Consider the following 14,606-nt stretch of genomic DNA (forward strand, 5'->3'; position numbering starts at 1 on the left):
TGTTTCACGTGAAACACTACGCGGGGCGTTGTTTGTGGCTGCTTTTTGAGCCGTTGCTTACTTGGTTGGCAACAGCGCCTTGTCGAAGTAGGCCTCGACAGCCGCGGCGTCGTCAAGCGGCAGGACCGCGCCGACGTATTGGTCTGGGCGGACGATGATAACAGCGCCCTCGCGGGAGATGCCGCGGGCTTCGAAGATGTCGCGCTCTTCGGGCAGGGCGTTGAATACGTTCTCCCAATTGGGGATATGGAACTTGCCGTTAAGGGGGCGGAAGAGACGCGGGGCGTCCAAGATCTCGTAATCGTGGTGGTTGGTCTGCTGGTAGATGGCCTTGACGTCGAAGTAGGTGTTCTCGTCGGCGTCAGCGGGAGTGAACTTGGCCAGAACCTCTTTCATCCGCTCGGCCCAGGCGCTGAACTTGGATTCCTCGCCGGCCTTCGGGGCGTCGGCAAAAGCGTAGATGCGGTAGCGGCCGTCTGCGAAATGCTGGTGGCCCAGGTGCTGCTGAACTGCGTCGCAGCGGCGGAGAACCTCAAAGGACTTAAAACGCTTGCCCACCGGGAAGCCAGTGGCCAGTTCTTGATGCTGGGTGTCGCCGACGATGATGTTCTCCTCGTACTGGGTCATCATGCCGGCGGCGAATTCCTCGGCGGCGACGTAGTACTTCTCCACCGCGCATGGATCCTCGAGCTCCTCCGGCGGGGTGGCCATAAGGGTGGACCATTCCTTATCGAAGTTGATGAGGTTCTGTGCGGCTGGCTGGCGCTCGCCGTGGTAGGTGCTCAGCAGCTCCTCCGGCGCGCGGCCATCCAAGACGTGGCCAAGCTTCCAGCCAATGTTGAAACCATCCTGCATGGAAACGTTCATACCCTGGCCCGCCTTCGCGGAGTGGGTATGGCAAGCATCGCCGGTCAGGAAGACGCGCGGGGAATCGTTGTTGTCATCAAAGGCATCGACTAGGCGGTGGCCTACCTCGTAGACGGAGTGCCAAGCCACCATCTTCACATCGATGAAATAAGGAGAGTAGATCTCGTTGGCCTTCTCAATGATCTTCTCGATTGGCGTCTCGCGGATCTTGCCGTTGTCACCTTCTGGGACGACGCCCAAGTCGACGTAGATGCGGCAGAGGTAGCCGCCCTCGCGCGGGATGTGGAGGATCGAGCCAGCCTTGGAGTGGATGGCACACTTGGTGCGCCAATCTGGGAAGTCGGTATCGACCACGACGTCCATGACGCCCCACGCGTGGTTGGCCTGATCGCCGTCTAAGGAACGGCCGATGGACTTGCGCACGCGGGACTTGGCGCCGTCCGAGCCGACGACGTACTTGGCGTGGACTGTGCGGGGATTGCCGTTCTCATCTTCGAGCTTGACGGCAACGGGGTATTCGCCCTCCCCTACCTCGAGCTCGATGAACTTCCAGCCATAGTCCGGTTCGATGCGGCCCGGGGCGCGGTGGGCAAAGCGGGCGAAGTAATCCAGAACGCGGGCCTGGTTAACGATGAGGTGTGGGAACTCGGAGATGCCACCCTCGTCATCGACGGGGCGGGCGCCGCGGATAATGTGCTCGCGGTTTTCTGGATCCGGGTTCCAGAAGGACATCTCGGTGATCTCGTAGGCCTCTTCGGTGATTTCCTTGGCAAAGCCGAAAGCCTGGAAAGTCTCCACGGAACGGGACTGGATGCCGTCTGCCTGGCCCAGGATGAGGCGGTGCGGGCGGCGCTCGATGATGCGAGTGTTGACGCTCGGGAACATCGCCAGCTGTGCAGCCGTGATCATGCCCGCGGGCCCGGAGCCCACGATGAGGACGTCCATGGTGTCTGGCAGCTCGCTGGCGCGGTCGACGCCATAACCTGCGGGCTCGAGGACGCGGGGGTCTTGGGAAACATAACCATTGTGGTGGAACTGCACTGTGATCTCCTTGTTGGCCGAGATGAAGTGGATGGGATGCGGGTGACTTAACTCAATGCATTAAGGGAGTGTGATCTAAGTCCTATGTGCGGAATCATATATGATGCCGCAATTCTCTACAATGAGCATTTCGATTTGCGTGGAAACGGTGGGGAATTACTTGCTGAAGATGAAGTGCCCGCGCGCTTGCGCGGCTTCGTGCTCTGGGCCAAGAGGGATTCCCTTGCGCTCACGGAGGATGAAGGTGCACACGAGGCCAACCAGCGAAGCCGTGACTAGATAGCCGGATACCGCGAAGGTGGTGCCCGTTGCTTCGACCAGGGAAGCCGCAATCATCGGGGCGAAAGCTCCGCCTAGGACCGAGCCGAGGGCGTAGGTGATGGAAACGCCCGTGGCGCGAATGGATGCCGGGAAAAGCTCGGCATACATGGCGGACTGGGCGCCGTAGGTCAGGCCCAGGCCAAAGGTTAGCGAGGTCAGTGCCAGATAGAGCAGCTTGAGATCGCCAGTGTTGACCAGAGGGAAAAGCGCTGCGGCGCCGAGCGCCTGAGCGATAAAGCCGATGAGATAAGTCGCGCGGCGACCAATTCGATCGGAGATGGCACCGGCAAACAACGTAAAAAGTGCCCAGGTAAACGCGGAAAGCGTGACGGCATTCAGGACGTCGCCGCGCGCGAGCGCAACCGGACCGTCCGGGTCGGTCGCGTACTTCTGGATGTAGCCGCCCGTGGTCATGTAGCCCACGGGGCCATTGCCTGCGAAAACCAGTGCTGCGGTGAAGACTAGTGGGAAAAACTTCTTGAACAGAACGGCGAAAGGATGTGGCGTTTCTTCCTCTTGGCGCTCGGCGATTTCCTCGAAGACTGGGGATTCGTCAACGCCCATGCGGATTAGGTAACCCACCAAAACCAGCACGAAGGAAAGCAGGAACGGTACACGCCAGCCCCAGGCTATGAAGGCGTCGCCAGGCGCGATGGTGTTCATGATTGAAAGAACTCCGGAAGAAAGCAGCAGGCCAGCCGGCACGCCCACCTGGGGCCCGGCGCCATAGAGCCCGCGCTTATCGACGGGTGCGTGCTCCACCGCCATCAGCACCGCACTGCCCCACTCGCCGCCTGCGGAAATTCCTTGGATGATGCGCAGGGCAATGAGCAGGATTGGCGCCCAAACACCAGCGCTATCGAAGGTGGGCAGGACGCCGATTAGCGTGGTGGCGCCGCCCATGGCAAAGAGGGTGACCATGAGAACCACGCGACGGCCAAAGCGGTCGGCGAAGTGGCCGGCGAGGAAAGCGCCGATTGGGCGGAAGAGGAAGGAAAGGCCAACCGTAAGGAAGGAGATGATGGTGGCCAGGCCGCCTTCCAGCGGGCCGAACATGAGCTTGTTGAATACGAGGCCAGCTACCGCGGCGTAGAGGAAGTAGTCGTACCACTCGATGGCGGTACCGATGGTGGTCGCGGCGACAACACGGCGGCGTTCGGCCGTCGTGATTGTCGGAGCGGCAGTTGCTTGCGACATGTTTTCCCTTTCAAGTTGTGGCTTGTCGTATACCTAACCACTTATTGTGAGTTGAACCACTTGCGGCGTTGGTAGGGATAATATACGATTTGGGCAAACATTTGAGAGAAAAGAAGGATTTTTCATGGCTGTACCCCAATTCCTGCCTGAGAAACCGGGCAAGATTATTGCCGTGCACGTGGCTTTTGAGTCCCGTGCCGCTCAACGTGGTCGCTGGCCCAAGACCCCGAGTTACTTCCTGAAGGCGACCAGTACCCTGGCGGAATCCGGCGGCGTCGTCGAGCGTCCGGCGGGCACTGAGCTGTTGGCATTTGAAGGCGAGATTGCGCTCATCATTGGCAAGCCGGCTCGCAATGTCACCTTGGATGAGGCTTGGGGTCATGTCGCCTATGTAACTGCTTCCAATGACCTGGGGCTTTATGATTATCGCGCGCAGGATAAGGGATCTAATACCCGTTCCAAGTCCCGCGATGGTTATACGCCGATTGGGCCCATGCTTATCGACGCCCAGAAGATCGACCCCGCCTCGTTGCGCCTGCGCACCTGGGTTAATGGCGAGCTGGCGCAGGAGGGTACCTCGTCTGAGAAGGACCTCATCTTCCCTCTCGCGCAATTTGTCGCGGACCTCTCCCAGCACATGACTTTGGAGACTGGCGATATCATCCTGACGGGCACCCCGGCGGGCTCCACCGTGATCAAGCCCGGCGATGTCGTCGAGGTCGAGGTTGACGTACCGGGTGGCGAGACCTCCGGACGTCTTAAGACGGCAGTCGTAGAAATCCCGGCTTCCTTCGATTCGGCTCTGGGCAACCTGCCGAATGTCGATGACAAGCAGCGCGAGGATGCCTACGGCGACCGTGAGTCCGCTGGGCTTCCGCCGCTTGCCTCTTCCTCCTCTTCCGAACTTTCCGCGGAATTGAAGCGGAAATTGGAGGAGGCGCCCACCGCCGGACTTTCGGCACAGTTACGAAATCGCGGCATCAACCAATCCGTCATCGAAGGTGTCTATCCACAGACTCCGGGCACCAAAATGGTGGGCGTCGCCCGCACCCTGCGCTTCGTTGCCGGGCGCGAAGATCTCTTCAAGAGCCACGGCGGCGGCTTCAACGAGCAGAAGAAAGTCTTCGACACCGTGAAGGAAGGCGAAGTAATCGTCATCGAGGCTCGCCAAGAGCCGGGGTCTGGCACCCTGGGCGACATTCTTGCACTGCGCGCGAAGACCCGCGGCGCGGCCGGTGTTGTCACCGATGGCGGTGTGCGCGACTACGAGGCGGTCCGTGAGATCGGCCTGCCCGTCTTCACCCAAGGCGCACACCCATGCGTGCTCGGCCGCAAGCACGTTCCGTGGGATAGCGACATTGCTGTTTCCTGTGGCAACGCCACCGTTATCCCGGGAGACATCATCGTCGGCGATGACGACGGCGTCATCGTCATCCCGCGCGAGTTGGCTGAGGAGGTAGCAGACGCTGCGCTTGCCAAGGAGCACGAGGATGACTGGGTGGCCGAGCAGGTCAAGGCCGGCGCAAGCCTCGACGGGATGTTCCCGCCAAAGGGCGCCAACAAGGAGGCCTACCTCGCCTTCAAGAATGGGGGTGGTCAATGAGCCTCGCGGAGAGCAAATCCCAACAGGCATATAACTGGATAAGCCAGCAGATCCGCACCCGCGGATACGAGCCAGGCCACCGCTTGGTTCTTACAACAATTGCGGAAGAACTCGATGTCAGCGTCGTGCCGGTGCGCGAGGCCATCAGGCAGCTCGAGGCCGAAGGGCTGGTTACCTACGAACGCAATGTGGGCGCGCGAGTAACCACCCACAACCGCGAGGCCTACTACGAATCCATGGAGATTGTGGCCACACTCGAGGCCCGGGCAACCGCCCAGTCCGCTCCCTTCCTCGAAGCCGCGGACGTCGCCAAGGCGCGGGAGCTTAATCAGCAGATGCGCGAGCTTGATGTCACCCACGACCCAGACGAGTTCACCAAGCTCAACAAAGAATTTCATAGCGTGCTCTTTGCCAAGTGTCCCAACGAAAGGCTTGTAAAGCTGGTTTACGAGCAATGGGACCAACTGGAATATCACCGCGTTTCGACCTTCCGCTACATCCCGGAGCGGGCGTTGGACTCGGTGGAAGAACACGAAAAGCTAGTCACCCTCATTGAGATTGGCGCCGAGGAAGCATACGTGGAAAAGGTTGCACGGGAACACCGCTTGCAAACCTCCCGGAGCTATCGGGCAAAAAACGCCGAAACAGACACTGCAAACGCAACCTAGATACCCAGACTTAAAGGAGAACCCTAAAGCCATGAGCATCAACAACGACGCCGCGAAGCCAAACGACCTGCCAGAGAAGATCCTCCACTACATCGATGGTGAGTTCGTTTCCTCCATCGACGGCGACGAGTTCGACGTACTCGATCCGGTAACCAACCAGAACTACATCAAGGCCGCCTCCGGCAAGCCGGCCGACATCGACAAGGCCGTTGCTGCCGCCAAGGCTGCCTTTGAGCGCGGCGAGTGGTCCAAGGCCCTCCCCCGCGAGCGCGCTCGCGTCCTCAACAAGATCGCAGACATCGTCGAGACCCGCGCAGACAAGCTGGCTGCTTGGGAGTCCTTCGACTCCGGCCTGCCCATCACCCAGGCCAATGGCCAGGCCAAGCGCGCGGCGGAGAACTTCCGCTTCTTCGCTGACCTCATCGTTGCGCAGGCCGACGACGCCTACAAGGTTCCGGGCCGCCAGATCAACTACGTCAACCGCAAGCCAATCGGCGTCGCAGGTCTTATCACCCCGTGGAACACTCCTTTCATGCTGGAGTCCTGGAAGCTCGCTCCTGCTATCGCCACCGGTAACTCCGTTGTCCTGAAGCCTGCCGAGTTCACCCCGCTTTCCGCACAGCTGTGGGCAGGCATCTTTGAGGAGGCTGGCCTCCCGAAGGGCGTCTTCAACCTAGTCAACGGCTTCGGCGAGGAAGGCTACGCGGGCGACCCACTGGTCAAGCACCCAGACGTCCCGCTGATCTCCTTTACCGGCGAGTCCCGCACCGGTCAGATCATCTTCGGGAACGCGGCACCGCACCTGAAGGGTCTGTCGATGGAGCTGGGCGGCAAGTCCCCTGCCATCGTATTCTCCGACGCGGACCTCGACACCGCAATCGACGCCTGCATCTTCGGCGTGTTCTCCCTGAACGGCGAGCGCTGCACCGCCGGCTCACGCATCCTCGTCCAGCGCGACATTTACGATGAATTCGTTGAGCGCTACACCGCCGTCGCCAAGCGCGTAAAGGTGGGCCTGCCTTCTGACCCGAAGACCGAGGTCGGCGCCCTGGTTCACCCTGAGCACTACGAGAAGGTCACCTCGTACATCGAGATTGGCAAGCAGGAAGCCAAGCTGGCCGCCGGCGGCGAGCGCCCAGAGGGTTTCGAAGAGGGCAACTTTGTGCAGCCGACCGTCTTCGTTGACGTCGACCCATCCGCCCGCATCTTCCAGGAAGAAATCTTCGGTCCGGTCGTTGCGATCACCCCGTTCGACACCGACGAGGAAGCGCTCGAGCTGACCAACAACACCAAGTACGGTCTGGCCGCATATGTCTGGACCTCCGATCTCAAGCGTGCGCACAACTTCGCGCAGAACGTGGAGGCCGGCATGGTCTGGCTCAACTCGAATAACGTCCGCGACCTGCGTACCCCATTCGGCGGCGTGAAGGCTTCCGGCTTGGGCCATGAGGGTGGCTACCGTTCCATCGATTTCTACACCGACCAGCAGGCAGTCCACATCAACCTCGACAAGGTTCACAACCCGGTCTTCGGCAAGCAGGACTAAATCCTTTTTCTCTCACCTAGTTTTCACCCAAGGAGCACATCATGACCAACGTTCAAGCACCGGATATCCTGCGTTGCGCCTACATGGAGATCGTTGTTACCGATCTTGAGGCTTCCCGTAAGTTCTACGTGGATACCTTAGGCCTCGTCGTGACCGAGGAAGATGACAACGCGATCTACCTACGCACCTACGAGGAGTTCATCCACCACAACCTGGTGCTGCGCAAGGGCCCTGTTCCGGCAGTGGCGGCCTTCTCCTACCGCGTGCGTAGCCCCGAAGATCTGGACCGCGCTGAGGAGTTTTACAAGGCCCGCGGCTGCGAGGTTCGTCGCAACAAGGACGGCTTTGTCAAGGGTGTCGGCGACTCTGTGCGTGTGCAGGATCCGTTGGGCTTCCCATACGAGTTCTTCTACGAGGTAGAGCACCGCGAGCGTCTGGCGTGGAGCTATGACGCCCATATCCCGGGCGCGTTGGTTCGCTTGGATCACTTCAATCAGATCACCCCGGATGTTCCGAAGGCCGTGGATTACATGGAGGATCTTGGCTTCCGCATCACTGAGGATATCCGCGATGAGCAGGGCACCGTCTATGCCGCATGGATGCGCCGTAAGCCGACCGTCCACGACACTGCAATGACTGGTGGTGACGGCCCGCGCATGCACCACATCGCGTTCGCTACCCACGAGAAGCACAACATCATCGCCATCTGCGACAAGCTTGGCGCTCTCCGCGAGTCTGACGCTATCGAGCGTGGCCCAGGCCGTCATGGCGTTTCCAATGCCTACTACCTCTACTTGCGCGACCCGGATGGTCACCGCGTGGAGATCTACACCCAGGATTACTACACCGGCGACCCAGACAACCCGGTTGTCACCTGGGACGTCCACGACAACCAGCGTCGCGACTGGTGGGGTACCCCGGTTGTTCCTTCTTGGTACCGCGACGGCTCCACCGTCCTCGACCTCGATGGTAATCCGGTTCCGCTGGTCGAGCGCACTGATGAGTCCGAGATGGCGCAGACCATCGGCGCGGATGGCTTCTCCTACACCCGCAAGGAAGATTCCGAGGAGATGCCGGAGTGGAAGCAGGGCGAGTTCAAGCTCGGCAACCAGCTCTAAAGCTCTCATGGATGCTGGACTGTGATTTCAAGGTTGATTAAAACCCAGAAATGCGGTCCAGCTTTTCTGCATGTTTCACGTGAAACAACGAACTAAGGAATGCGACAATGTTAGATAGCAAGCAACATATAGCCATCGCGGATGAGCTGGCGCAGGCCGAGCGCGACCGCACGATGATTCCTCTGCTGAGCACTCGCTTCCCGGACATGGGTGTGGAGGATTCTTATGCCATCCAGGGTGAATGGGTAAAGCGCGGCATCGCCGGTGGGCGACGCCTCGTTGGCCGCAAGATTGGCCTGACCTCCAAGGTGATGCAGGAGGCAACCGGTATTACCGAGCCGGACTACGGTGCCATCTTTGCGGACCAGGTTTATGAGAACGGTTCCATTATTGAGCACGCGCAGTTCTCGAACGTGCGCATCGAGGTGGAGCTTGCCTTCGTTCTCAAGGAGGACCTGACGGGGCCTAACTGCAGCATCTTTGATGTGCTCCGCGCGACCGATTACGTGGTGCCAGCCTTGGAGATCCTCTCCTCTCGCATTGAGATGAAGGGCCGCACCATCGTGGACACCATCTCTGACAACGCGGCGCTCGGCGCGATGGTTTATGGCGGCAACCCAGTCCGCCCCGAAGACGTTGACCTCCGTTGGGTCTCCGCCCTCCTCTATCGCAATGAATCCATCGAAGACACCGGCGTCGCCGCGGCGGTGCTCAACCATCCGGCGATGGGCGTCGCCTGGCTGGCAAACAAGCTGCATGCCCACGGCGACACTTTGAAGAAGGGCGACATCATCCTCGCCGGCTCCTTCACCAAGCCGATGTGGGTAGAGCCGGGCGATACCGTCCATGCCGATTATGGAAAGTTGGGAGCAATCACATGCCGATTCCAGTAGAACTTCCGCCAACCTTCACGCACGCGCTTGACGACGCCCCGTTGATCGGCGCCTGGATCTGCTCCGGCTCCCAGGTGGCGGCGGAGATTGTTGCTTCCGCCGGTTTCGATTGGCTGCTCATTGATGGCGAGCACTCCCCTTATAGCTTGGAGACCATCGCAGAATTGCTTCGGGCCACGGATGCGTATGGGCCAACCCGCATGGTGCGTGTTCCGGTTAATGACACCGCACTTATCAAGCAATACCTAGATGTTGGTGCTCAGAATCTGATGGTGCCAATGGTCGATACTGCAGCCGAGGCCGAGAAGGCTGTAGCGGCAATGTATTACCCACCGCGCGGTGTGCGCGGCGTCGGCAGTGCGTTGGCTCGTTCTTCCCGCTGGAATGGTGTGGAGGGGTATTTGCAGAAGGCCACTGAGACCGTCAGCCTGACCGTGCAGATTGAGTCCTTCACCGCTGTGGAGAACGCGGCTGAGATCGCGGCCGTCGATGGTGTTTACCAAGTATTTGTCGGCCCATCGGATCTGGCGGCCTCAATGGGGCTGCTGGGCCAGCAGACCCACCCAGACGTGCTGGACGCAGTGCAGCGTACTTTCGATGCGGTCCGTGCTGCGGGCAAGCCGGTGGGCGTCAACGCTTTCAATCTGGAGCAGGCGCAGCGTTATCTCGACGCAGGTGCGTCGTTTGCGCTGGTAGGAGCTGATGTCCAGCTGCTGTCCGGTGCGGCGCGTACGCTGGCGGACAAATTCTCGAAGAAAGGTTAGCAACTTTTATGACCATCAATGTTGAGCAACTGTTGGCCAAGGTTCCGACCGGCCTGCTGATTAACGGGCAGTGGCGCGATGCTGCGTCAGGTGAGACCTTCGACGTGGAGAATCCCGCCACCGGTGAGGTACTAGCCACATTGGCTTCGGGTAACTCGGAGGATGCCGTGGCCGCGCTGGATGCCGCCTGTGCCGTCCAGGACGAGTGGGCGCGCACAACCCCGCGCGAGCGTTCTAACATTCTGCGTCGCGCCTTCGAGCTTGTTACCGAGCGCAAGGATGAATTCGCTGGTTTGATGACCTTGGAAATGGGCAAGCCTCTGGCTGAGGCCTACGGTGAGGTCACTTACGGCGCGGAGTACCTGCGTTGGTTCTCTGAGGAAGCCGTGCGTGACTATGGCCGCAGCTTGCCCGCACCGGAGGGCACCCTTCAGATGGTGACCCGCCGTAAGCCGGTGGGTCCGCGCCTGCTTATCACCCCGTGGAACTTCCCACTCGCCATGGCTACCCGCAAGGTTGCGCCGGCGGTTGCTGCGGGCTGCACCATGGTGCTCAAGCCAGCGAAGCTGACTCCGCTGACCGCTCAGTACTTCGCCCAGACCATGATTGACGCAGGTCTTCCGGAGGGCGTTCTGAACGTCGTGGCGGGTAAGTCCGCTTCCGCCATTTCTGAGCCGGTCATGGCTGACTCGCGCCTGCGCAAGGTGTCTTTTACTGGCTCTACTCCGGTGGGTAAGACCTTGTTGAAGGCTGCTGCGGACAACGTTCTGCGCACCTCCATGGAGCTCGGTGGCAACGCGCCGTTCGTCGTCTTCGAGGACGCAGACTTAGATCAAGCTGTAGCGGGTGCGATGGGCGCGAAGATGCGCAACATTGGTGAGGCCTGCACCGCAGCTAATCGCTTTATTGTGCACGAGTCCGTGGCCGAAGAGTTCGCCCAGAAGTTTGCAGCCAAGATCTCTGAGCTCAAGGTGGGCAACGGCATGGATGAGGGCGTTACCTGTGGGCCGCTCATTGAGAAGAAGGCTCAGGACAACGTCGCCGCGCTCGTCGAAGACGCCGTCGCCAAGGGTGCCAAAGTCCTCGTCGGCGGCAGCCGTGGTGAGGGTGCTGGCTACTTCTACGAGCCGACCGTCCTGACCAATGTTTCACGTGAATCACGCGTGGCGCAGGAGGAGATCTTCGGACCGGTTGCGCCGATCCTCACCTTCAGCGATGAAGCCGAGGCCATCGAACTGGCCAACGACACCGAGTATGGCCTGGCCTCCTATGTGTTCACGGAAGACTCCGACCGTATGTGGCGCCTGGGCGATGGCCTAGAGTTCGGCCTCATGGGCTTTAACGCCGGCGTCATCTCTAATGCCGCTGCCCCATTCGGTGGCGTCAAGCAGTCCGGCATGGGCCGCGAGGGCGGCGCCGAGGGCATCGAGGAGTACACCTCGCTGCAGTACATCGGTGTGCGTAACCCATACGCCAACCGATAAGGAATATAAGAAAAGCAGCCACTCCGATGGGGTGGCTGCTTTAGGTCTTAACGAGGGTCGCGCTCGCAACCAACGCCATCGCCATCACGATCAAACTTCGACATGAAGCCAGGATCGCCAGAGCGGATTGGGCGGCCAATGGAGTTCCACACAGCAGTGCAGTTTGCATAGCTGGCGGTGACGCGAGCCGGGGCGGGTGCCATCACGCGAGGTGGGGCGGGAGCTGGCCTAGGGGCGGGAGCGGGAGCTGGTGCCGGTGCTGGCGCAGGGGCGGGAGCTGGTGCTGGAGGATTCGGAATAATTCCAGGCAGTGGATTGGGGATCATGCGCTGTTGAACAGCCCAATAGACTCCGCCCGCGATGAGGCCGGCCAATGCGAGAGCGCCAACGACAGAGCCAACAATTACCCCGGTATCAGGTTCAGAGGACTGGGAGTTGGTGGCGGTATCTTGTTCGGCTGTAACGCCCGTTTCGGAGGCAACCGGAGCGTTAACTTCTTGTGCTTGCGCTGGAGAGATAGCGCCAAATGAGAGGGCCGCTGCAAGCAGTAGGCCAAGAGATTTCTTCTTTACAAATTTATTATGCGACTACGCAGAGCCGTATAGAGGCTAAATGGGAGATTTACCCCCATCTAGGACTCTTAAAGGGATGGACTGCGAAACGGGCGCGATAAGCGCTGGGAGAAAGCCCGAACTCAGTCTTGAAGATGCGCGAGAAATGCGAAGGATCGTGCAGGCCGTAGCGCGCGGCGATGGTGCCAATGGATTCCTTGGCATTTAAGGGGTTTGTTAGCTCCTCCCGTACTTTCTCTAGTCGGCGGCTGCGGATGTAGGAACCTACTGAAAGGCCTTGTGCGGCGAAGCGGGAATGGAGATGGCGCACGGATACGAAAAGCGCCGTGGCGATGGTGCTTGGGGAAAGATCTGCATCACCCAAATGCTGCTCGATATATGAGGTGGCCTGGTTGAATAACAAATTCTTCGAGTCAGAGGCGGTGTCGATTTCAGAAGAGAACACTGTGACCAACATGTTCAAGGCGGATCGAACAAGGGCCGGGGCGTGCGGGCCTTCCAGCACGTCGAGGTTATTGGCCAGCTGCTCGAAAAGCGGCACTGCCACCTTGCCCAAGCCATGATCACGTGAAACTGGGCTCGCAGTTAGCTGCTGAATCTGCGCCGGTGTGAGGCTAAGTAGGCTCTGTGGAAAGTGAACGATAAGAGTGTGCTGCTCGACGGGATATTCAAGAACATAAGGCCGTTGAGTGACATACAGTGCTAAGTCACCGGGATGAAGCTCGCAGGTTCGGCCATCTTGCGCCATGGTGGAGTGGCCGGAAAGCTGGAGGCTGAGCTTGCAAAAGGGGGCGTCGGCAAGCGCTGCGTTTTCCCTTTTTACCGAATGGGGCGCGGTGCGCATGTCGAAGAGGGAGACCTCCCCCACCCTGGTGCTGGTGAGCTGGGCCCAAAAGGTGCTCGCCTCGGGTGCGTGAATCTCCAGCTTGCCGAAGGTCTCCGAAGACGCCGCGCGCCAGGCCGCGAGGTCATAGTGCGAGGAAGAGTTGGGCATATAAGTACTATACAGTGACCTCAAGCACATTTTTGAACAAGTTTTGTGCGCTTAAAGTCAAGCGGCAATATGTGTTGTGGGTAACAATAGTCAAAACTTTGCACACCTCGACTAAGGAGAATAAATGTCGCAGTTCGCCACGTATGAAGATCTTCTCGCAGCTGTTAGCGCTGAGGATGGCGTAGAAATCATCAACCCAGCCACCGAAGAGGTTGTGGGCGTCGCACCTGAAGGCAGTGTTGAGGAGCTCAATGCGGCGGTCGAGCGCGCGGTTCACGCGCAGAAGTCCTTTGCAAAGCTCAGCGACTCTGAGCGCTGTGACCTCCTGCTCAAGGCTGCGGACGCCATTGAGGCTTCCGCGGAGCCACTGGTGGAGCTGCTCTCCCGCGAGCAGGGCAAGCCGCTGAACGGCCCGAATGCTCGTTTCGAGGTTGGTGCGTGCTCCGCATGGCTGCGCGCGACGGCGTCCTTCGAGTCCCCTGATTACACCGCTGTCGATGATGACATCACCGCGACCGTGCACTACCGTCCGCTCGGCGTCGTCGGTGCGATTGGCCCGTGGAACTGGCCGATGATGATCACCATTTGGCAGATTGCCCCGGCCCTACGCATGGGTAATGCCGTGGTGGTTAAGCCTTCCGAGTACACCCCGCTGTCCGTCCTGGCGCTCATCAAGGTCTTTAATTCCGTGCTTCCGGAAGGCGTCCTGCAGGTTGTTACCGGCGACGGCGCGGTAGGCGCAGCACTGACCACTCACGCGGACATCGACAAGATCATGTTCACCGGCTCCACTGCGACCGGCAAGAAGATCGTCGAGTCCTCTGCCGCGAACCTGCAGCGCCTCACCCTCGAGCTCGGTGGTAACGATGCGGGCATCGTGCTTGACGACGCCGACCCAGCCGCCATCGCCGGCGACCTTTTCTGGGGCGCGTTCATCAACACTGGACAGACCTGCGCGGCAATGAAGCGCCTGTACGTGCCGGAATCGCTTTACGACGCCGTCTGCGAAACCCTCGTCGAGGTAGCCAAGGCCTCGCCGATGGGTGTGGGCTTGGAAGAAGAAAACGTGCTCGGCCCGCTGCAGAACAAGCAGCAGTTCGACATCGTGGACAAGCTGGTAAAGGCAGCGAAGGAGTCCGGTGCACGCGTGCTGTTGGGCGGCGAGCCTGACTACGACGCGCCGGGCCACTTCTACCCCACCACCCTGGTGGCAGATATCGATCCGGATAACCCGCTTGTCGTCGAGGAGCAGTTCGGCCCTGCTCTGCCGATCATCAAGTACACCGATTTGGACTGGGCAATCGAGCAGGCCAACAAGCTTGACGTGGGCTTGGGCTCTTCCGTGTGGTCCTCCAACCGTGAGCGCGCTCTGGAAGTTGCCGCGCAGCTGGAGGCTGGCACCACGTGGATCAACAGCCACGGTGCCGTAGATCCGCGCGTGCCGTTCGGCGGCATCAAGTCCTCCGGCTACGGCGTGGAGTTTGGCACCGAGGGCCTCAAGGGCCTGGCCTACCCGCAGATTATCAACGGCTAAAACC

General features: G+C 60.1%; 12 protein-coding genes. 8 read left to right on the forward strand and 4 right to left on the reverse strand.

Translation table 11 applies throughout. The annotated features are described in order from the left end of the window. Positions 1–57: 57 nt before the first annotated feature. The gene (locus HMPREF2724_RS02825; protein WP_070587017.1) at positions 58–1,908 is read right to left on the reverse strand and encodes an FAD-dependent monooxygenase; all 1,851 of its coding nucleotides are present in this window, start codon (positions 1,906–1,908) and stop codon (positions 58–60) included. Between the two features lie 156 nt (positions 1,909–2,064). Beyond that, positions 2,065–3,426 carry an MFS transporter gene (locus tag HMPREF2724_RS02830; RefSeq protein WP_070587019.1) on the reverse strand — a complete coding sequence of 454 codons (1,362 nt, stop codon included), beginning with the start codon at positions 3,424–3,426 and terminating at the stop codon, positions 2,065–2,067. Positions 3,427–3,550: 124 nt separating this feature from the next. Here HMPREF2724_RS02830 and HMPREF2724_RS02835 point away from each other — a divergent pair, with 124 nt between their 5' ends. The 7 genes from HMPREF2724_RS02835 (at position 3,551) to HMPREF2724_RS02865 (ending at position 11,502) form a co-directional block, all read left to right on the forward strand. After that, on the forward strand, positions 3,551–5,029 hold the full coding sequence (locus HMPREF2724_RS02835) for a fumarylacetoacetate hydrolase family protein (protein WP_061925423.1): 1,479 nt from the start codon (positions 3,551–3,553) through the stop codon (positions 5,027–5,029). Further along, positions 5,026–5,697, forward strand: coding sequence for a GntR family transcriptional regulator (locus HMPREF2724_RS02840; protein WP_061925420.1), 672 nt, complete (start codon positions 5,026–5,028; stop codon positions 5,695–5,697). Before HMPREF2724_RS02835 ends, HMPREF2724_RS02840 begins: the two co-directional genes overlap by 4 nt. 31 nt (positions 5,698–5,728) lie before the next feature. Further along, a complete protein-coding gene (gene hpaE / locus HMPREF2724_RS02845) occupies positions 5,729–7,243 on the forward strand; it encodes a 5-carboxymethyl-2-hydroxymuconate semialdehyde dehydrogenase (RefSeq protein ID WP_070587021.1) in 1,515 nt (504 codons plus the stop codon). A 41-nt stretch (positions 7,244–7,284) separates the two neighbouring features. After that, a complete protein-coding gene (gene hpaD / locus HMPREF2724_RS02850; RefSeq protein WP_061925414.1) occupies positions 7,285–8,361 on the forward strand; it encodes a 3,4-dihydroxyphenylacetate 2,3-dioxygenase in 1,077 nt (358 codons plus the stop codon). A gap of 107 nt (positions 8,362–8,468) precedes the next feature. Continuing rightward, positions 8,469–9,254, forward strand: coding sequence for a 2-oxo-hept-4-ene-1,7-dioate hydratase (hpaH, locus tag HMPREF2724_RS02855; protein ID WP_062042846.1), 786 nt, complete (start codon positions 8,469–8,471; stop codon positions 9,252–9,254). After that, the gene (locus HMPREF2724_RS02860; protein WP_070587023.1) at positions 9,239–10,018 is read left to right on the forward strand and encodes an HpcH/HpaI aldolase family protein; all 780 of its coding nucleotides are present in this window, start codon (positions 9,239–9,241) and stop codon (positions 10,016–10,018) included. The genes hpaH and HMPREF2724_RS02860 overlap by 16 nt, the downstream gene beginning before the upstream one ends. An 8-nt stretch (positions 10,019–10,026) precedes the next feature. After that, positions 10,027–11,502, forward strand: a complete 1,476-nt coding sequence (locus HMPREF2724_RS02865) for an NAD-dependent succinate-semialdehyde dehydrogenase (protein ID WP_070587025.1) — start codon at positions 10,027–10,029, stop codon at positions 11,500–11,502. A gap of 47 nt (positions 11,503–11,549) precedes the next feature. Here the strand turns inward: HMPREF2724_RS02865 and HMPREF2724_RS13460 are convergent, their stop codons facing one another. Both HMPREF2724_RS13460 and HMPREF2724_RS02875 read right to left on the reverse strand, forming a co-directional pair. Continuing rightward, the gene (locus tag HMPREF2724_RS13460; RefSeq protein ID WP_371440777.1) at positions 11,550–11,828 is read right to left on the reverse strand and encodes an excalibur calcium-binding domain-containing protein; all 279 of its coding nucleotides are present in this window, start codon (positions 11,826–11,828) and stop codon (positions 11,550–11,552) included. 295 nt (positions 11,829–12,123) lie between these two features. Beyond that, on the reverse strand, positions 12,124–13,068 hold the full coding sequence (locus HMPREF2724_RS02875) for an AraC-like ligand-binding domain-containing protein (RefSeq protein WP_070587031.1): 945 nt from the start codon (positions 13,066–13,068) through the stop codon (positions 12,124–12,126). Positions 13,069–13,192: 124 nt separating this feature from the next. Between HMPREF2724_RS02875 and HMPREF2724_RS02880 the strand changes: the two genes are divergently transcribed. Continuing rightward, positions 13,193–14,602, forward strand: a complete 1,410-nt coding sequence (locus tag HMPREF2724_RS02880; protein ID WP_070587034.1) for an aldehyde dehydrogenase family protein — start codon at positions 13,193–13,195, stop codon at positions 14,600–14,602. Positions 14,603–14,606 lie beyond the last annotated feature (4 nt).

Origin of the sequence: Corynebacterium sp. HMSC071F07, from assembly GCF_001810285.1 — a bacterium.
GTDB classification, from domain to species: domain Bacteria; phylum Actinomycetota; class Actinomycetes; order Mycobacteriales; family Mycobacteriaceae; genus Corynebacterium; species Corynebacterium simulans.